Origin of the sequence: Curtobacterium sp. MCLR17_044, assembly GCF_003234435.1 — a bacterium.
GTDB classification, from domain to species: Bacteria; Actinomycetota; Actinomycetes; order Actinomycetales; family Microbacteriaceae; genus Curtobacterium; species Curtobacterium flaccumfaciens.
In genome coordinates, this window is the sequence record NZ_QKTC01000005.1 from 19,961 (window position 1) to 38,601 (window position 18,641).

At 72.7% G+C, this 18,641-nt stretch carries 17 protein-coding genes; 9 read left to right on the forward strand and 8 right to left on the reverse strand.

The genetic code is table 11. The features are described 5' to 3' along the window. Window positions 1-26: 26 nt before the first annotated feature. Window positions 27-1,190, reverse strand: coding sequence for an acyl-CoA dehydrogenase family protein (locus DEJ04_RS04495; RefSeq protein WP_111046370.1), 1,164 nt, complete (start codon window positions 1,188-1,190; stop codon window positions 27-29). 23 nt (window positions 1,191-1,213) lie between these two features. On the opposite strand from DEJ04_RS04495, the gene DEJ04_RS04500 reads away from it, so the two are divergent. After that, complete coding sequence (locus DEJ04_RS04500) at window positions 1,214-2,008, forward strand: SGNH/GDSL hydrolase family protein (protein WP_111046371.1); 795 nt, start codon at window positions 1,214-1,216, stop codon at window positions 2,006-2,008. A 152-nt stretch (window positions 2,009-2,160) separates the two neighbouring features. On the opposite strand, the gene DEJ04_RS04505 is transcribed toward DEJ04_RS04500, so the two are convergent. From DEJ04_RS04505 to DEJ04_RS04520, 4 genes are read right to left on the reverse strand one after another with little or no spacing between them, the layout of a single operon-like run. After that, window positions 2,161-3,534 carry a serine hydrolase gene (locus DEJ04_RS04505; RefSeq protein ID WP_181437740.1) on the reverse strand — a complete coding sequence of 458 codons (1,374 nt, stop codon included), beginning with the start codon at window positions 3,532-3,534 and terminating at the stop codon, window positions 2,161-2,163. A 42-nt stretch (window positions 3,535-3,576) separates the two neighbouring features. Beyond that, window positions 3,577-4,809 carry a D-alanyl-D-alanine carboxypeptidase family protein gene (locus tag DEJ04_RS04510; protein ID WP_146248641.1) on the reverse strand — a complete coding sequence of 411 codons (1,233 nt, stop codon included), beginning with the start codon at window positions 4,807-4,809 and terminating at the stop codon, window positions 3,577-3,579. A 25-nt stretch (window positions 4,810-4,834) separates the two neighbouring features. Further along, the gene (locus tag DEJ04_RS04515) at window positions 4,835-5,485 is read right to left on the reverse strand and encodes a DUF1097 domain-containing protein (RefSeq protein WP_111046374.1); all 651 of its coding nucleotides are present in this window, start codon (window positions 5,483-5,485) and stop codon (window positions 4,835-4,837) included. Beyond that, on the reverse strand, window positions 5,478-6,773 hold the full coding sequence (locus DEJ04_RS04520; protein ID WP_111046375.1) for an amidohydrolase family protein: 1,296 nt from the start codon (window positions 6,771-6,773) through the stop codon (window positions 5,478-5,480). Before DEJ04_RS04520 ends, DEJ04_RS04515 begins: the two co-directional genes overlap by 8 nt. Before the next feature lie 147 nt (window positions 6,774-6,920). On the opposite strand from DEJ04_RS04520, the gene DEJ04_RS04525 reads away from it, so the two are divergent. Genes DEJ04_RS04525 through DEJ04_RS04535 form a run of 3 tightly spaced genes read left to right on the forward strand, consistent with a single transcriptional unit; the run spans window position 6,921 to window position 10,317 of the window. Next, window positions 6,921-7,598, forward strand: a complete 678-nt coding sequence (locus DEJ04_RS04525; RefSeq protein WP_111046376.1) for a FadR/GntR family transcriptional regulator — start codon at window positions 6,921-6,923, stop codon at window positions 7,596-7,598. After that, window positions 7,595-8,722: an acetamidase/formamidase family protein gene (locus DEJ04_RS04530; RefSeq protein WP_111046377.1), complete on the forward strand. Its 1,128-nt coding sequence runs from the start codon at window positions 7,595-7,597 to the stop codon at window positions 8,720-8,722. The genes DEJ04_RS04525 and DEJ04_RS04530 overlap by 4 nt, the downstream gene beginning before the upstream one ends. After that, window positions 8,719-10,317: an AtzH-like domain-containing protein gene (locus tag DEJ04_RS04535; protein WP_111046378.1), complete on the forward strand. Its 1,599-nt coding sequence runs from the start codon at window positions 8,719-8,721 to the stop codon at window positions 10,315-10,317. Before DEJ04_RS04530 ends, DEJ04_RS04535 begins: the two co-directional genes overlap by 4 nt. Here DEJ04_RS04535 and DEJ04_RS04540 read toward each other — a convergent pair. Then, a complete protein-coding gene (locus DEJ04_RS04540; protein WP_111046379.1) occupies window positions 10,314-11,132 on the reverse strand; it encodes an RNA methyltransferase in 819 nt (272 codons plus the stop codon). The two genes, DEJ04_RS04535 and DEJ04_RS04540, sit on opposite strands and share 4 nt — an antisense overlap. A 269-nt stretch (window positions 11,133-11,401) precedes the next feature. Between DEJ04_RS04540 and DEJ04_RS04545 the strand changes: the two genes are divergently transcribed. From DEJ04_RS04545 to DEJ04_RS04555, 3 genes are all read left to right on the forward strand, one after another. Continuing rightward, window positions 11,402-12,235, forward strand: coding sequence for a Sir2 family NAD-dependent protein deacetylase (locus DEJ04_RS04545; RefSeq protein WP_111046434.1), 834 nt, complete (start codon window positions 11,402-11,404; stop codon window positions 12,233-12,235). Window positions 12,236-12,332: 97 nt separating this feature from the next. Then, window positions 12,333-12,971, forward strand: a complete 639-nt coding sequence (locus tag DEJ04_RS04550) for a histidine phosphatase family protein (protein WP_111024980.1) — start codon at window positions 12,333-12,335, stop codon at window positions 12,969-12,971. 49 nt (window positions 12,972-13,020) lie between these two features. Further along, the gene (locus DEJ04_RS04555) at window positions 13,021-13,752 is read left to right on the forward strand and encodes a hypothetical protein (protein WP_111046380.1); all 732 of its coding nucleotides are present in this window, start codon (window positions 13,021-13,023) and stop codon (window positions 13,750-13,752) included. Window positions 13,753-13,881: 129 nt separating this feature from the next. Here the strand turns inward: DEJ04_RS04555 and DEJ04_RS04560 are convergent, their stop codons facing one another. Together DEJ04_RS04560 and DEJ04_RS04565 are read right to left on the reverse strand one after the other, a co-directional pair. Next, window positions 13,882-14,952 (reverse strand): glycosyltransferase family 1 protein, encoded by a 1,071-nt coding sequence (locus DEJ04_RS04560; RefSeq protein ID WP_111046435.1) that lies wholly within the window; start codon window positions 14,950-14,952, stop codon window positions 13,882-13,884. A gap of 5 nt (window positions 14,953-14,957) precedes the next feature. Further along, window positions 14,958-15,950 (reverse strand): alpha/beta fold hydrolase, encoded by a 993-nt coding sequence (locus DEJ04_RS04565; RefSeq protein ID WP_258371311.1) that lies wholly within the window; start codon window positions 15,948-15,950, stop codon window positions 14,958-14,960. A gap of 113 nt (window positions 15,951-16,063) precedes the next feature. Here DEJ04_RS04565 and treS point away from each other — a divergent pair, with 113 nt between their 5' ends. Together treS and DEJ04_RS04575 are read left to right on the forward strand one after the other, a co-directional pair. After that, window positions 16,064-17,773 carry a maltose alpha-D-glucosyltransferase gene (gene treS, locus DEJ04_RS04570; RefSeq protein ID WP_017887282.1) on the forward strand — a complete coding sequence of 570 codons (1,710 nt, stop codon included), beginning with the start codon at window positions 16,064-16,066 and terminating at the stop codon, window positions 17,771-17,773. 35 nt (window positions 17,774-17,808) lie between these two features. Beyond that, complete coding sequence (locus DEJ04_RS04575) at window positions 17,809-18,555, forward strand: 3'-5' exonuclease (protein ID WP_111223637.1); 747 nt, start codon at window positions 17,809-17,811, stop codon at window positions 18,553-18,555. Window positions 18,556-18,641 lie beyond the last annotated feature (86 nt).

Here is an 18,641-nt window from a genome sequence, read left to right on the forward strand (position 1 = left end):
GGCGCAGGCAGCCCCGAGCGCAGCGCTCAGCCGAGCGGGCCGAGCACCGACGCGGCGATCGTCCGCGCCGCGGAGTCCCGAGACGACGGGTGGTACTGCCCCGCCCGGACGTCACGCGCCAGCCGCGCCAGCTCGCTCGACGACCGGAACGCCGAGCCGCCGACGACGCGCATGGCCTCGTCCACGACGTGCTGGGCCGTGTCCACGGCCCGGGCCTTCGTACCGACGAGCAGCGGGAACCAGCGGGCTCCGAGGTCGTCGAACTCGTCGACCGACCGCGCCAGCGAGTCGACCTGCAGCGTGATCGCGTCGACCGCACCGCGCAGGTCGGCGATCGCCCGGCGCACGTCCGGGTCCTGCGACCGCGGAGTCCCGTCGGCCGCGGTCCGCCCCGCCACGGCGGCCGCCGCGAGCGTGATCGCCCGCTCCGCGATCCCGGCGTACACCGACGCGATGAGGAGCTCGAACGACGCGAAGATGCCGAACACGAGCGGGTCCTGGTTCGGCCCGACCGGCAGCGACCGGACGATGCGGTCGGCGGGGACGTGCACGCCGTGCAGCTTCGTGGTGCGGCTCTGCGTCGCGCGCATCCCGAGCGTGTCCCAGTCGTCCAGGTGCTCGACGTCGCCGTCCGACCGCAGGACGAACCCGTGCACGAGTCGTGGCTCCGACCCCGAGGTGTCCTTGCCGAAGACGCTCATCACGTCCCACGCCGGCGTGAGGGACGTGAAGACCTTCGTGCCGGTGAACCGGTAGCCGCCGTCGCCGTCCGGCTCCGCCGTCGTCGACGAGTCGAACAGCACGGCGTCGTTGCCGGGTTCGCTCACCCCGAAGGCGAGCAGGTGGTCGTCCGCAGCGTGGTCGATGACGGCCTGGAGGAACGACTCGCCTCGCGCACGGACGGCGCGGGCCGCCTGCACCCACACCTGGTGCATGCCGAGGCCGAGTGCCGTCGCCGGTGCGGCCTGGGCGAGGGCGCGCTGCACCCGCGCGGTGGCGCGGAGGCCGAGGCCCGCCCCGCCCTGATCGACGGGGACGCCGATCCGCAGGTAGCCGGCGGCGCGGAGCTCGTCGAGGTCCTCGGTGCAGAACGCGTTCGCGGCGTCGTAGCCGGGGGCGCGCTCGGCGATGCGGCTGAGCAGCTCGTCAGGCACCGACCAGCCGACGGCGTCCGTGTTGGCCTTCGTCATGCCACGAGACTAGGGTCCGGGACGTGTCAGATCGTCATCCTTGGACCAGGTACGTCGCGATCGGTGACTCGTTCACCGAGGGCATCGGGGACCCCGACCCCACCGTCCCGGGCGGCAACCGCGGCTGGGCGGACCGCGTCGCCGAGGTGCTCGCACACCAGACCGACGACTTCGCCTACGCGAACCTCGCGATCCGCGGGCGGTTGCTGCAGCAGATCATCGACGAGCAGGCCGAGGCCGCCGTCGCCCTGCACCCGGACCTCATCACGGTGTCCGCCGGCGGCAACGACATCATCCGCCCCGGCTCGGACCCGGACGAGCTCGCCGAGCGCGTGGACCGGCTCGTCGCCGACCTGCGCCGCGACCGAGCCACCGTCGTGCTCTTCACCGGCCCGGACGTCGGGATGACCCCGGTGCTCGGCATGGTCCGCGGCAAGACGGCGATCTACAACGAGAACCTCCACGCCATCGCCCTGAAGCACGGCGCCCTGGTGGCGAACATGTGGGCACTCCGGGTGCTCCGGGACCCGCGGATGTGGGCCCCGGACCGCCTACACCACTCCCCGATGGGCCACTCGACGATCGCCGCGGCGGTGCTCGACGCCCTCGGTGTGCCGCACGGGCTTGAACCGTTCAATCCGGACCCGCTCGAGGCGCGGCCGTGGCGCGAGGCCCGCGCCGAGGACCTCGGGTGGGCCCGGGAGTACCTGGTGCCGTGGGTGGTCCGGCGCATCAAGCACACCTCGTCCGGCGACGGGGTGTCGGCGAAGCGACCCGAGCTGCAGATCGTCACGGAGCACCCCTCCGACACCCCGTAGCCAGACGCCCGTCCGAGTCCGCACGCCTCCCCGACCGCGCCCCGCCACGGTCATCGCGCCCCGACTCCCCAGGGCGCGATGACGACACGGGGGCGCGAACCGCGTCGTGCGCGCCGCGAACGGGGTCGTGCGCGCGGTGAGGTCGGCGCAGGTCAGTCCGCCGGGCGACGGAGCGTCATCGGACCGTCGTGCAGCGGCTCGGTCTTCCACTTCGCCCCGACCGTGCCGGCGTCGAGGTCGACGCGCAGGTGCAGCAGGTGCGGGGTCTCCAGGAAGCGGACCGCGACGAGCACGCTGCCCTCCGGCTCGGTGGCCGCACTCGCCGCGAGGGCGCCCTCGACGGCCCACCGTCCTTCGCCGAGCAGCACGGACTCCGACCGGCCGTCGTCGGTGATCGTCAGGCGGATCCCGTCCGCACCACGGGCGAACGTGACGGCATCGAGGATCCCGCGGGGACGCGACCGGAGCTCGACGTCGGCGAGGTGCTCCGGAAGGCGACCGCCCTGTACCGGAGGCAGTCCCAGGGAGGCGAGCCGGGCCTCCAGGACGGATGCCGACGCCGCGTCGGACGCGCGGTCGACGGCGGGCAGCAGGTGCTCCCAGACCGCGTCGAGGACGGCCTGCATGTCGAGGCTCTGGCCGGTCATCGCGAGGACGACGTCCTGCTCCGGCAGGACGACGCAGAACTGGCCGTAGGCGCCGTCGCCGCGGAAGCCGTGGCGGGCCATCCAGAACTGGAAGCCGTAGCCCTGGGACCAGTCGGGGTTGGCCTCGTCCGGGTTGGCGACCTGCGTGCTGGTCGCCTGCTCGACCCAGTCGGCGTCGAGGATCCGCTCGCCGTCCCAGACACCGCCCTGCAGGTACAGCTGGCCGAGCTTGGCGACCGCGTCGGTCGGGGCGTAGCACCCGCTGTAGCCGAGCTCCGCGCCGGTGTCGTCGCGGCGCCAGGCGAGGTCGTCGATGCCGAGCGGGTTGAGCAGGTGCGGGCGGAGCCACGCGACGAGGGACCCGCCGGTCACCCGCCGGACGATCTCGGCGAGGGTGTACGTGCACGGCTGGTTGTAGGCGAAGACCGTGCCGGGTTCCTCGTCCGGCGGGAGCAGCAGGAACCCGCGCACCGTGTTCGTCGGGTCGAGGGCCTGGGCGCGGTCGATCGTCTCCTCGCGGTGGCCGCTCGCCATCGCGAGCAGGTGCCGGACGCGGATGCGGCGGCTGCGTTCGTCGGTGACGTCGGCGTCGAGCTCCGGGAAGTACGACAGCACGGTCGCGTCGAGGTCGATCAGGCCCGCCCGGACGGCGATGCCGACCCCGGCGGCGGTGAAGCTCTTGCTCAGCGAGTAGAGCAGGTGCACGCGGTCCGCGGCGTAGGGCTGCCACCAGCCCTCGGCCGCGACCTGGCCGTGCCGCAGCAGCATGATGCTGTGCGGCTCCACGCCGGGCGTGGACTCGAGGGCGTCGAGCAGGGCGGTCACGCCGCCGGGATCGATGCCGAGGGCGGCAGGGGTGGTCCGGGGGAACGTCGTCATCGTCGTCACCCGACCGACCCTACGGTCGGCGGCCGACGGGCGTCACGCCCCCTGGAACGGGTTCGTCCAGCGCCACCAGACGCCGGGGTCGTCGATCGTGCGTTCGAGCACGAGCGGCACCGTGACCGGGTCGTGGTCGGAGATGCGGAACCGCACCTGCCCGACCCGCTCGCCCTTCGTGCCGAAGGTCACCTGCTCGAGCTTCGCCTTCGCGGTGACGGTGGTCTTGCCCCACACGAGCACCTCGGCAGCCTTCGTCGTGACCGCGTCGGCCTCGTCCTGCCACGGGGTCGAGAAGGTGCCGAAGGTCTGCCCCTGGTGCGTGAGCGTCACCACCTGGAAGTTGTCCGCAACGGACCGCAGCAACCGCTGCACGTCGACGTCGAGGGAGTCGTGGTCGACACCGCCGAGCATCACGCCGACGACGGTGACGTCCCTGCCGCCGCGCTCGTACGTCGCCGCGAACAGCAGACAGGCGCCGGCCTCGTCGAGGGTGCCGGTCTTGATCCCCTCGATGCCGTCGAGCCCGAGGAGCTTGTTCGAGTTCTCGATCTCGCCGACCGTCGGGATCGTGACGTCCTGGGTACCGACGATGTCCTTCACCACCGGGTTCGCCAGCGCGAGCTGCCCGAGCTCGACCAGGTCCGTGGCGGTCGAGGTGTTGTCCGGGTCGAGGCCGGTCGGCTCGTGGATCGTGGTGTCGTCCAGGCCGTGTTCGTCGAGCCAGTCGTTCGCCGCGTGCTCGTAGGCGGCGATCGACCCGAAGGCCCAGATGGCGAGTGCGCCGGCGTAGTTGTTCGCCGACTTCATGAGCATCACCTGGAACGTCTGGTGCTCGGTGAGCTTCAGGCCGGCGGGCATCGGGGCGACCTCGCCGTTCTGCGCGGCGTACTTGGCGTACAGGCCCTCCATCTGCTTCGTGAAGCGGATGGACGGGCCGGACTCCCCCGCGGCCATCGGCTTCTCGTCGAGCACCACGAGCGCCGTGACGACCTTCGTGATGCTCGCGATCGACCGGGGTTTCGTGTCGCCGCTGGTGCGCAGGCTCTCCGGGAAGTCCGTCGCTTCGACCGCCGTCGCGCCGTACCCGGGGAAGCTCAGCGCCGGGACGGTCGTCTTCGGTGCCGAGTACGTGGTGGTGCTGGCGCTCGCCGGGCCGAACGGCACGACGGCCGCGGCGACGAGGTACCCGGCCACCAGGAGCAGGACGGCGACCACCGAGATCGTGACCGGCCTCCGGACGGCGGAGCGGGGGCGGCGGACGACTCGTGACACGGGACCCGAGCGTACCGGTCCGCTCCTAGGCCGAGGCTGCGACGGGCTGGTCGGGCTGGCGTTCCGGAGCGGGAGGCGGGGTCGCTGCGCCGCCGGCGTCGGTCGCGGCGACCGGGTCGGCCGAAGCGGCCGGGTCGGACGAGCCGACCGAACCGGCCGAGCCCGGCGTCGCGGCCCGCGCGAAGGTCAGGCGACGGGACAGGTAGGCGAACACCGGCCCGAGCGCGTTCATCAGCACGACCGACACCCAGGCGGCCCAGGCGTTCCCCGGGTCGAACCCGAAGCCGCCGAAGCAGGTCGCGAAGAACGAGGCGAACCCGAGGAACATGCCGGGGACGAGCCCGAACAGCTTCGTGCGACCGGTGTACATCAGGGCGCAGTTCACGACGAGGATGAGCAGCGCCAGCACGGTGTTCTGCGCAGCCTGCCCCTCGCCGAACAGCGTGCCGAAGCGCTGGTCGAGCAGGACGATGACCAGGCCGAACGCCGAGCCGATCGGCATCGCGGCCCACAGGCGCGTGGCGTTCCGCAGCGTCGGCTTGCTGCCGAGCAGGAACATCCCCGCCCAGCTGATGAAGATCGCCCAGGTCGGCAGGTGCAGGGCGTTGCCCCCGATGAACGCCGTGGCACCGGCCAGGACGGAGGCGACGATCTCGTGCGGGATCCGTTCACGCATGGCTGAGTTCCTTCGATCGGTTCGTGGTGCGGCTGGTGGTGAGGCGGGTGGTCCGGGTGGTCTCGGCGACGACCCGGCCGCGCTTGACGACCAGGGCGCGGTCCGGCCGGTCGAGCAGGACGCCGTCCGGGTCGGTGGTGGAGAGCACCACGAGGTCGGCGGCGGCACCGGGCCGGATGCCGTGGGTGTCCGCGACGCCGACGACCTCCGCCGCCCCCGTGGTCGCCATGGCGAGCACCCGGCGCAGGTCGTCCGGGCCGGACAGGTGCCCGGTCTGCGCCAGGAGCAGCCCGACGTCGAGCAGGTCGGCGTTGCCGAACGGGGTGAAGGCGTTCCGGACGTTGTTCGACGCGTACGCGCTCGTGACCCCGGCGTCCCAGAGTTCGCGGACCGGCACGACCCCGCGCCGCACGTCGTGGTCGTCGGACCGGCCGCCCAGGTGCAGGTCGGTCGCGGGCAGCGGCACGACGGCGACCCCGGCAGCTGCCAGACGGTCGAACAACGCCCGGCGCTCGCCGCGGGGCAGACTCGCGACCGAGGTCACGTGCCCGAGCGCCACCCGCCCCTGCAGCCCGCGGGCGGTCACGCGGTCGGCGATGTGCCCGGCGAGGGCGTACCGCGGGTCGGAGGTGTCGTCGGCGAAGTCGGCGTGCAGGTCGGCCGGCACCCCGAACTCCTCGGCGAGGTCGAGGACGGTCTCGACGTGCTCGTGGCACGCGGACAGGGTGTGCTCGTTGTACGTGCAGCCACCGATGACGTCCGCCCCCGCGGCGAGCGCCTGACGGAGCAGCGCGAGGGTGCCCGGTGCCTTGGCGATGCCCTCCTGGGGGAACGCGACGATCTGCAGGTCGAGGGCGTCCCGGTACTCGTCGCGCAGGTCGAGCAGCACCTCGACGCCGGTGAGCCCGACGATCGGGTCGACGTCGGGGTGTGCGCGGACGAGCGTGGTGCCGTTCGTGATGGCCTGGTCGAGCAGGGTGCGGGCGCGGTCGCGGACGGTGGCGTGGGTGAAGCCGCGCTTGAGCTCCCCCGTGACGGCGATGGCGCCGGCGAGGGTGCCGTCGGGGTTCGGGCGTTCCCGGTCGAGCAGGGCCTTGTCGACGTGCAGGTGTGCCTCGATGAGCCCGGGGATGAGCACACGTCCGGCGCAGTCGACCACGCGAGCGGAACCAGCGGGAGCGGCGGCACCGGGCAGCGCGTCGGCCACGCTGACGATCACGCCGTCGGCGATGGTGACGTCGACGGATCGACCGTCGGTCAGCCGTGCGTTGGTGAGGACCAGGTCCACGTCGAACCCCTCTTCCGGTCGGTGCGGGTGGGACGTGCTCCACCATTCGCCCGCCGTGTTTCGGGTTCCGACGCCGCGTGTGACGGCCGTGTAAAAGATGGTCGTACCAATGAACCAAGCAGACCAACCGGCCCTACGGTCGAGGGCATGCACCGTGGACGGACCCTGAGCGCGGCGACCGCCGCCCACCTCGGCACGCTCGTGCTCGACGACCTGCAGCCCGGCGACAAGCTGCCGCCGGAACGCACCCTCGCCGAGGACCTCGCCGTGTCCCGCACGACCATCCGGGAGGCGCTGCAGGAGCTCGAGCGCCGTCGCCTGGTCTCCCGGACCCCTGGTCGTGGCACCGTGGTGCTGCCGCGGCCGGAGGAAGCGTCCGCCCTGCTCGACCACCACCGCGACGACCTGGACCACCGGGCCGAGCACGTCGCCGAGTTCCGGACCGTCGTGGAGCCGCAGGTCGCCGGACTCGCGGCGTCGCGGGCGGGCGAGGCCGACCTGCTCACCCTGGAACGCATCCTCGCCGCCACCCACGCGGGGCTCAGCCCGGAGGAGTCGCTCGCCCAGGACGTCGCCTTTCACGTGCAGGTCGCCCGTACCTCGGGGAACCCCCTGCTCGTGTCCCTGTGCGAGCTCAGCAGCGGCTGGGTGCAGGACGTCCGTGCCCGCTCGCACAGCACCAGCGAGGGGCGCCGGTCGTCGTTCGAGTGGCACGAGCGGATCCTCGAGCGGATCCGGGAGCACGACGTCGCGGGCGCGACGCGGGCGATGGCCGACCACCTCGCCGACGTGGCCCACCTGGTCGAACGGAGGACGGACCGATGACCACCGCACACCGCACCACCGCACGCGAGACCACCGCCCCCGCGGTGGCGACCCTGCAGCCCGGCGCCGGGCCCGTCCGCGGCGACCACGCCCTGCCCGTCGACCCGGAGACCGTCCTCTGGGGCCGGCTGCCGAGCGACGGTGACACCCCGGCCCTGACGATCGGCCCCGGGGAGTCGGTCACGATCGACACCGTCAGCCACGAGGGGATCCTCCCCGACCAGGGCAGCGACCCCGTGGCGTGGTTCGGCGACCACGGCGTCGCTCCGGAGCACGTCCTCGCCGACGCCGTCGCGATCGTTCGCTCCGGTCACCGCGACCCCTCGGCGGACGGACCGCACGTCGTGTCCGGGCCGATCGCGGTGCGCGGTGCCCGTCCCGGCGACGTGCTGACGATGACGGTCCTCGAGACTCTGCCCCGCGTGCACTACGGCGTCGTGTCGAACCGGCACGGCCGCGGCGCCCTGCACGGTGAGTTCCCGGTCGACGGCACGACGGTGAGCGTCTTCGCCGACGTCGTGGACACCGACCAGGGCCGGCGGGGCCGTATCCCGCTCACCGCCGCCGGCGACCGCTTCGCGCACTTCCCCCTCGCCCCGTTCCTCGGGATCATGGGCGTCGCCACCCCCGGGGAGCGGCTGCACTCCGTCCCGCCCGGTCGCCACGGCGGCAACATCGACGTCAACCTGCTGCAGGCCGGGTCGCAGCTGCACCTGCCGGTGCTCGTCCCCGGCGCGCTCGCCCACGTCGGTGACCCGCACTTCGCCCAGGGTGACGGCGAGGTGGCACTCACCGCGATGGAGGCCTCGCTCCGCGCGACGATCCGCTTCGACCTGACCCCGGCCGCCGAGGCCTCCGCGCGCTTCGGGGACCTGGTCTGGCCCGTCGCCGAGACGCAGGAGTTCCTCGTGCCCACGGGCATGGACCCCGACCTCGACGAGGCCGTCCGGCAGTGCGTCCGGCACGCCGTCGCGATCCTCGGCGCGCGCTGGGGCATGGAACGCCACCTGGCGTACGCCTACCTGTCGGCCGCGACCGACTTCAACATCTCGCAGGTGGTGGACCTGGTCACCGGGGTCCACGCTCGCATCCGCAAGGCCGACTTCGAGGAGCCCGTCCGATGACCACGCCACGCGGTGCGGCCGCGCCCGACGCCGCGCCCGAAGGCCTGCTCGAGGCGCTCGACGCCTACGAGGCCGCCCTGCTGGCGAACGACCTCGACGCCCTCGACGCCGCCTTCGTCGACTCCCCCGGCACGATGCGCGGCGACGACCGCGGCCTGCTCGTCGGGCACGACGCGATCAGCGCGTTCCGCGGGGCACGGGGTGGGGTCGCGACCCGGTCGCTGACGCACGTCGAGGTCCGCCCCCTGACCGAGGACCGCGCCCTCGTCGTGTCGGTGTCCCGGTTCGCCGCGGGTGGGCAGGGCCTTCAGACCCAGCTCTGGCGCCGCGACGGCGACACCCGCTGGCGCATCGAAGCGGCCCACGTCACCGGCCGCCCCAAGGCCGTCGACACCACCGTCTGGCGGGCCGTCGGCGACCCGCTCGTCGCCCCCACCGCCTCCGGACCGCTCGACGGCCTGACCATCGCCGTCAAGGACCTCTACGCCGTCCCCGGCCAGCCCGTCGGCGCGGGCAACCCGACGTACCTGCGCGAGGCCCCCGTCGAGACCGCGCCCGCCGCAGCGGTCGCCGCGCTCCTCGCCGCCGGCGCCTCGATCCGCGGGATCGCGCGCACCGACGAGTTCGCCTACAACCTGACGGGCCGGAACGCGCACCACGGCACGCCGCCGAACAGCGCGGCTCCCACCCGACTGCCTGGAGGCTCGTCCAGCGGATCCGCATCGGCCGTCGGCCTCGGGACGGCCGAGATCGGGATCGGCACGGACACCGCGGGATCGGTCCGGGTCCCCGCCTCGTACCAGGGGCTCTGGGGCCTCCGGACGACCCACGGCACGGTGTCCCGCGAGGGGCTGCTCCCGCTCGCGCCGTCGTTCGACACCGTCGGGTGGCTCACGCGGAGCCACGGTGTGCTGCTCGCCGCCCTCGACGCCACCGTGCCGCCGCCCGCGACGGCAGGGGCACCCGACGCGACCGTGCTCGTCGTCCCCGAGGAACTCGTCGCCCTCGTCGAACCGGCCGTCGCCCGGTCCTTCACCGCCTTCGTCGAGACACTCGAGGAGCCCGTCGCGACCGTCCGGCTGCGCGACCTGGGCATCCCGGACCCCGCCGCACTGCAGGAGCAGATGCGGCTCGTCCAGGCCGCCGAGGCACTCGCCGCCCACGGCCCCTGGATCGACGCGCACCCCGGCGCACTGAGCCCCGTCGTCGGTGACCGGTTCCGGGCGGCACGCGCGAACGACGCCGACGCGACCGCCGACGCCGTCGCACGCCTCGACGAGGTCCGTACGACGATCCGCCGTGCCCTCGCCGGTCGGACCCTGCTGTTCCCGACCGTGCCCGGACCCGCACCGCTGCTCGACGCGGACACCGCTGCGCTCGAGCGCACCCGGACCGCCACGACGGCGATGACCGCGCTCGCGAGCGTCGGCGGCCTGCCCGCGGTGAGTGCACCGGCGCTGACCGTGGACGGCACGCCCGTCGGCGTCTGCCTCGTGGGCGGGCCAGCCACCGACCGTGCCCTGGTGATCCGTGCCGGGCGCATGCTGTCCGACCAGGCCGCCCCGGGCCTCCCGACCGTCTCGGTGGTGCGCTAGGAGGCGAGCCGCCGGGCGTGGGTGACCGCCCAGAGACCGACGGCGCTCGCCGCGGCCACGTTGAGCGAGTCGACGCCGTGCGCCATCGGGATCCGGACCGTCGTGTCGGCCGAGGCGATCGCGGCCGGCGTCAGCCCCTGCCCCTCGGTGCCCATCACGAGCGCGACCTTGTCGGGCAGGTCCGCCACGAAGGCGTCGAGGTCGATCGACTCGTCGGTCAGCGCCATCGCGGCCAGGTGGAAGCCCTGCGCGCGGAGTTCCTCACCAGCCGCCGGCCAGTCGCCGATGCGGGTCCACGGCACCTGCAGGACCGTGCCCATGCTCACCCGGACGCTCCGGCGGTACAGCGGGTCGGCACACCGCGGGCTGACGAGCACCGCGTCGGCGCCGAGGCCGGCGACGCTGCGGAACACCGCGCCGACGTTCGTGTGGTCGACGATGTCCTCGAGCACGACGACGACCTTCGCGTCCCGCACCACGTCGGCGACGCTCGGCAGCTCGGGACGCTGCATCGCGGCGATCGCACCGCGGTGCATCCGGAAGCCGGTGAGCTCCTCGAGCAGGGCGTCCGCGCCGACGAAGACCGGCCCGTCGTGCTCCGCGACCAGGGGCAGGACACTGTCGAGCCACTTCTCCTGCACCAGGATGCTCCGCGGCACGTGCCCGGCGCGGACCGCACGCTCGATGACCGTGTTCGACTCGGCGATGTACAGGCCGCCCTCGGGCTCCGAGACCCGGCGGAGTGCCACGTCGGTCAGACGGGCGAAGTCGTCGAGGCGGGGATCGTCGAGGGAGTCGATGCGGACGGGGTGCACGGGGCTCGTTTCGGTGTGGTGCGGAGGCGGCGGGTGGGTCAGGCGGGCCGGGGCCGGCGGGCCTGGGCCGGCGCGGGTCCGGCGGCCCGGGGCCGGCGCGGGTCCGGGCTGCCGACGGGCTGCTCCGGGCTGTCGCCGGGCGGGTCCGCCGAGGATGCGCTCCGCCTGGGAAGCGACCGGGACGGTCGGGTGTTGAGGGTACCGTGAACAGGGTGCTGGATGATGCTGCGTCGACGACCGGACCGACCACCGGGGCGGCCGCCGGATCGGTGACCGCGGACGACCTGGACCGCGTCGTCGAGGTGCTCGCGGGCAAGCGGATCGCCGTGCTCTCCGGTGCCGGCCTGAGCACCGACTCCGGCATCCCCGACTACCGCGGTGCCGGACGGGTGGTGCGCAAGCCCATGACGTTCCAGGAGTTCCTGGCCGACCCCGCGAAGCGCCAGCGCTACTGGGCCGGATCGCACCTGGGCTGGCGGAGCTTCGCGGCCGCCGTGCCGAACGACGGACACCGGGCGCTCGCCGCACTCGAGGACGCCGGGATCGTCGCCGGGGTCATCACGCAGAACGTCGACGGCCTGCACCTGCGCGCCGGCTCCCGCCGCGTCGTCGAGATCCACGGCTCGATGGACCGCGCCGTGTGCCTGCGGTGCGGCCAGGTGTTCTCCCGCTCCGACCTCGCCGCCACGATCGACCGCGAGAACCCCTGGATCGACGAACCGGGGTCCGTGCAGCTGCAGCCGGACGGTGACGTCGAGATCACCGACGTCGAACGGTTCGTCGTGCCCGCGTGCACCGTGTGCGGCGGCGACCTGAAGCCCGACGTCGTCTTCTTCGGCGAGTTCGTGCCGGCCGAGAAGTTCCGCGAGGCCGTGTCGATCGTCGCCGACGCCGACGCACTCCTCGTCGTCGGTTCGTCCCTCACCGTGAACTCGGGCGTGCGGCTGGTCGACCACGCTGCGCGCCGCAAGAACCCGGTGGTCATCGTGAACCGCGGCGAGACCCGCAGTGACCGTCGTGCGGCCGTGAAGCTCGACGCCGGCACCACCGAGACGCTCGTGCACCTGGCGGAGCGGCTCAGCGCGGCGGCGGCGACCGACTAGCGGGTCGCGGCGGGCTGGACCCGCGCGGGCGCTGCCTGGACCCGCGCGGGCGCTGCCGCCGGACGGACTTGCCGGGCGCGTCTGCGAAGATCGACGGGTGACGACCCTCCTGTACCTCGTCCGGCACGGCGAGACCGACTGGAACGCGCAGCGCCGCATCCAGGGCTCGACCGACATCCCGCTCAACGACACCGGACGACGGCAGGCCGCCGAGGCCGCCGAGCTCCTGACCCGCCGGCCGTTCGACGCGGTGGTCGCCTCCCCGTTGTCCCGTGCGGCCGAGACGGGCGCGATCATCGCCGACCGCCTGGGCCTCGACGCACCGACGACGTACCCGGGCCTGGCCGAGCGCTCGTACGGCGAAGCCGAGGGGCTGACCGACGACGAGGTGTCGGCACGGTACCCACACGACGACATCCCCGGTCGGGAGTCCCGCTCCGCGCTGCTCGCCCGCGTCACCGAGACGCTCGGCGAGATCGCGGTCCGGTTCGACGCCGGCGTCGTCGTGGTCGCGACCCACGGCGCGGTGATCCGCAGTGTCGTGAACGCCGCAGCCCCCGGCACCGCCGACCGCCGCAACACCCCGATCCGCAACGGGTCCATCCACTCGTTCCGGTGGGACCCCGAGCGCTTCCACGCCGAACTCGTCCGGTTCGACGACCCGATCGACGACGTGTCCGACGCCACCGGAGGGTCCGCGTTCGAGTACCAGAACCCCTTGGAGCGCCGGGGCTGACCGGGGACTAGGCTCCGACGCACCCGCACACCGGGGTGAGGGGAGCCACATGTCCGACGACGGAACCAGCCGACACGGCCAGCATGCCCTCGACCAGCAGGACGACGACCTCGACCGGGTGTTCGGTCCCGAGACGGCGAGCGTCCCCACCCGCACCCGGGCCCGCACCTGGTTCATCATCGGCGGCAGCACCCTCGCGGTGGTCGCGGTCATCGCCGTGGTGCTCGGCTCGATCATCGGGAGCGTCCAGAACGGCATCGGCGGGGTCTTCCCACGGCCGGACGTGGCGCTCGACCGGTTCGACACGCGCGTGCGCGCGCTGCCCGGCGTCACCGACGTGCGGCACCACGCCCCGTCGAAGACGGCGTTCGCGAGCTACGACGCCATCGCCTCGGTCCGGGCGGACCCGGCGCTCGACCTCGCTGCCCGGCGTGACCTGGTCGCCGCCATCAGCCGCGCAGCCGACGAGTCCGGTGGCAACGGTGTCCGCGTCGTCGTGGTCGCCGACCTCGGCAACCTGGAGATCGGCGTCACCGGTGCCGGTGGGGTCGCGGCGAAGCGCCTGGCACTGGCGGACACGCTCGACCACATCGGCGGTGTGACGGAGGTCCGTTGCTCGTGGGAGCGCGGCGGGGATCCGTCCGACGCCGCACGCGACCAGTCGATCGTCGTGCGGACCCCGGGTCGGGGTGCAGCGGTGCCGCCGATCGTGTCACGGGTGACCGAGGAGACGCAGAAGGTGTTCCCCGGGGCGGACGTGCAGGTCATCGCGCCGGAGTGACGGTGTGGTGGTCGCGCGCTCGTCACGCGTCCGACGTGGGACGACACGGTCGACGTCGTACGACATCGACATCGTCGTTCCGCATCGCCGCGAACCGCAAGCGCCGGCGCCCGAGCCCGCACCCGCCCTTCAGCCCCGCCGGTCCCCCACGGCCCGCTCGACGGCCCGGACGACCTGCTCCGCCGAGTCCTGCCACCGGAACCGACCGGCACGCTGAATCGACTGCCGCGAGGCCTCGTCCCACCGTTCCTCGACCCGCCGGACGGCCGCGGCAAGGGCGGACGGCGACGCCGGGTCGAAGTACTCCGCAGCCGAGCCACCGATCTCCCGGAAGATCGGGATGTCGCTGACGACGACCGGGGTCCCGACGCCCATCGCTTCGACGAGCGGGATGCCGAACCCCTCGTCGTACGACGCGGTCGCCAGCGCAGTGGCCGAACGGAGCACGGACAGGTACTCCTCGTCGGTGGCGCCGTCGTGGAACACGATCGTCCCCGTGGGAGCCAGCGCCTCGAGCCGTGCACGATCGGCGTCGGACACCCGTGACATGCAGTGCAGCGTCCAGTCCGCCCCCAGGAGCGGCAGCGCCGTCGCCAGGGTCTCGACGTTCTTGTACGGCATGAACGAGCCCATGTAGACGAGCGAGCGTCCACGTGGCGCTCCGGCCACCCGCGGGGTCGCCGGGTCGGCCGCGTTGTAGGCGACCGTCACGGGTCGCTTCGTCAGCCGGTGCTCGGCGATCAGCCCGGCGGTCGTCTCGGACACCGTCACGACCCCGTCGGCGCCGTTCAGCAGGAACCGCTGCGGCGCCCAGGACAGGTGGAACGCCCGCCAGCCGAGCCGCAGCGGCCACGAGAACTCCCGCGGGGGCGTGCGGTTGCGGTAGTAGATCAGGTCGTGCAGCGTCAGGACGAGCGCGTACCGGCGCCCCCGTGACCCCATCGTCTGCATGGGCGAGAAGACCGCGTCGAGCCCGAGCCGGTTGACGCGCCGGGCGACGAGCGGCTCCCCCGCGTCCGTCGGCGCGGGCAGCAGCTCCCACGGCAGGTCCCTCGGCAGCGACTCGAGCTGGCGCTCGTCGCTGACGAGCAGCACGTAGTCGTGCCGGTCCGGCAGGTGCGCGACGACCCCGGCGGTGAACCGGCTGATGCCGTCGTGCCGACCGATCCGCACGTACCGGCAGTCGATGCCGATGCGCAGGCGCGTCACGACGCGTCCGCCGTCCGGGAGGACCGCCCCGCCCCCGACGGTCGGCTGTCCGTCGCGGCCGCGCCGCGTCCAGTGCGTCCATGGCGTCCCGCACGCCCGGTCGTGTCCGCCATCCGGCGGAGCACGGCCGCCGCGGCCGGAGCCGGCGTCTCGTAGTGCACCAGGTGGCCGACCCCCGGGATCACGACGAGCTCGGCGTCACGCAGCCGCTCGGCGAGTGCGCGCTGTTCGGGGACGGCGGTGATGTCGTCGTGCTCGGCCGCGACGAGCAGCACGGGCACGTGGATGCGGTCGGCGTACTCGGAGACGTCGTGGGTGACCGAGGTGCGGAACGCCTCGAGCACACTCGTGCGGTTCGCGAAGGCCGAGAAGTACCGGTCGTGCTGGTCGTGCACCCATCGGCGGACGGCGGGGTCGTGCGACTTCAGCATCGCGATGCTCATCGCCCGGACGATCGCACCGTTCCGCAGGATCCCGAGCCCGATCGGCTTCGGCAGCACCGCGCCGGCGCGGTAGTACCCGATCGCGATCGCGGTCCCGACGGCACGCGGTCCCTGCAGTGCCGGGGCCGCGATGGGGTTGACGAGGACGAGCAGCCGGGTGTCGAGCCCGGCGGCGACGGTGGCCGACACCACGATCGACCCGAACGAGTGCCCGAGCACGACCGTGTCGCGGCCGAGCCCGAGCGCGGCGTGGAACCCCGTCAGCCAGGCCACGTAGGCGTCGATGTCCGACACCGGCAGCGGGTCGGACACGCCGAAGCCGGGCAGGTCCGGCACGATCACACGGACACCTTCGAGGTGCGCGGCGATGGTCTCGAGCCCGTGGTGGTCCCCGCGGAACCCGTGCACGGCGAGCACGGTGCGATCCGAGTCCTCGGGCCCGTAGACCCAGTAGTGCGTGGTCCGGCCGTCGACCTGGACGGCCCGGTGCACGACCGGGGTGGCGGCCATCAACGACTGGTACGGGGAGAGCACGGGCGGTTGCATCCGCGCCAGTCTAGGGAGCGAACCGCACGAAACCCCGGACACCCGCAGCATCTCGCGCCTATCGTGTCCGGGGCGGGCCGTCGACCGGTCCGTCGATGACGACGAGGAGCACGGTGACCTTCACAGCCCCGATCCAGCTGCCCGGCCTGACGCTCGACCCGCAGTGGTACAAGCGCTCGGTCTTCTACGAGTGCATGATCCGGTCGTTCGTCGACTCCAACGGAGACGGCATCGGCGACATCCAGGGCGTGATCGGCAAGCTCGACTACCTGCAGTGGCTCGGCGTGGACGCCCTGTGGCTGCCGCCGTTCTTCCAGTCGCCGATGCGCGACGGCGGGTACGACATCGCCGACTACCGGGCGATCCTGCCGGAGTTCGGCACGCTCGACGACTTCCGCGAGCTCGTCACGAAGTCGCACGAGCGGAACATGCGCATCGTGATCGACATGGTGATCAACCACACCAGCGACCAGCACGAGTGGTTCCAGCAGTCCCGCGAGGACCCGGACGGCCCCTACGGCGACTTCTACGTCTGGCGGGACACCGACGAGGACTACTCGAACATCCGCATCATCTTCGTCGACACCGAGGAGTCCAACTGGACCTTCGACCCGGTCCGACGCCAGTTCTTCTTCCACCGCTTCTTCTCGCACCAGCCCGACCTGAACTTCGAGAACCCCGCGGTCATCGAGGCGATCTACGACGTCGTCCGGCACTGGCTCGACATGGGCGTCGACGGGCTCCGGCTCGACGCGATCCCGTACCTGTTCGAATCAGAGGAGGGCAACGGCGAGGGCGAGCCGGAGACCCACGAGTTCATCAAGAAGCTCCGCGCGATGGTCGACGACGAGTACCCCGGGCGGGTGCTCCTGGCCGAGGCCAACCAGTGGCCGCGCGAGACGGCGGCGTTCTTCGGCACCGACGAGGAGCCCGAGTGCCACATGGCGTTCGACTTCCCGGTGATGCCGCGCATCTTCTACTCGCTCCGTGCCCAGCACGCCGCCGAGCTCAAGGCGATCCTCTCCGAGACCCTCGACGTGCCGGCCAGCGCGGCGTGGGGCGTCTTCCTCCGCAACCACGACGAGCTCACGCTCGAGATGGTGAGCGAGGAGTACCGGCAGGCGATGTACGGCTGGTACGGCTACGACCCGCGGATGCGCTCCAACATCGGTATCCGCCGACGTCTCGCTCCCCTGCTCGACAACTCGCGCGCCGAGCTCGAGCTCATCCACGCGCTGCTGTTCTCGCTGCCCGGTTCGCCGTTCCTGTACTACGGCGACGAGATCGGGATGGGCGACAACATCTGGCTGCCGGACCGCGACTCGTCGCGAACGCCGATGCAGTGGACGCCGGACCGCAACGCCGGCTTCTCCACCGCCGACCCGGGCAAGCTCTACCTGCCCGTCGTGCAGTCCCTCGTCTACAACTACGCACAGGTCAACGTCGAGGCGCAGCTCGCCCAGTCGCGCTCGCTGCTGCACTGGGTCCGGAACGTCATCCACACCCGCAAGGCCCACCCGGTGTTCGGTCTCGGCTCCCTGAACGTGCAGGAGACCTCGAACGACTCGGTGCTCGCCTTCGTCCGCTCGTGGGAGGGCTCCGGCCAGCAGTTCGGCCCCTCCGCCGAGGACGTCCTGTGCGTGTTCTCGTTCGCGACGAACCCGACCTCGGTCACGATCTCCGCTCCGGAGTTCGCGGGGCGCCCGCTCTACGACCTGTTCGGCGGCAGCTCGTTCCCGTCGTTCGACGAGGACGGCACCGTCACGCTCACCATGGGCACGCAGTCGTTCTACTGGCTGCACGTCGGCGCGCCGACCCGGTAGTCGGGGGTGTCGGTGCGTCCCGTTAGCCTGACCGCGTGACGTTCCCCACAGCACAGCTCGACGCGCCCGCTCCGTCCCAGGACCTCACGGGTCGGCCCTGGTGGCACGCGCTGGGCGTCTTCGACCTCGAGACCACCGGGGTCGACGTCGAGACGGCCCGCATCGTCACCGCCCACGTCGGGCTCATCGACATGACCGGGGCCTCCATCGTCGAGGGTGCCTGGATCGCGGACCCCGGCGTGCCGATCCCGGAGGGCGCCGCGGCCGTGCACGGCTACACCACCGAGCGCGCCCAGGCCGAGGGGCGTCCCGCGGCCGAGGTCGTCGCCGAGATCATCGCCGCGATCGAGGCCGTGTTCGCCCGGGGCATCCCCCTGGTGATCTACAACGCCCCGTACGACCTCACCGTCCTCGACCGCGAGGCGAAGCGGCACGGGTTCGCCTCGCCCGTCATCGGCAACGTCGTCGACCCGCTGGTGATCGACAAGGCGCTCGACACCTTCCGCAAGGGCAAGCGCACGCTCGAGGCCGCGTCCGAGCTCTACGGCGTCACCCTCGACGACGCGCACGACGCCGGAGCCGACGCGATCGCTGCCGGGCGTGTCGCCCAGGCCATCGCGGGCAAGTACCCGGACGAGCTCGGCATCTCCGCCGAGGAACTCCACCGCAAGCAGGTCGGCTGGTGCGCCGAGCAGGCCACCTCGTTCCAGGACTACATGCGCAAGAAGCGCGACCCGACGTTCACCGCCGACGGCCGTTGGCCCCACCGCAACGGCGCCTGATCCCGCGCTGCCCCCCTCGTAAAGCACCGGTGTTCGCGCACCGAACACCCGCAGACCGCGGTGTGACGCGCGAACACCGGTGTCCC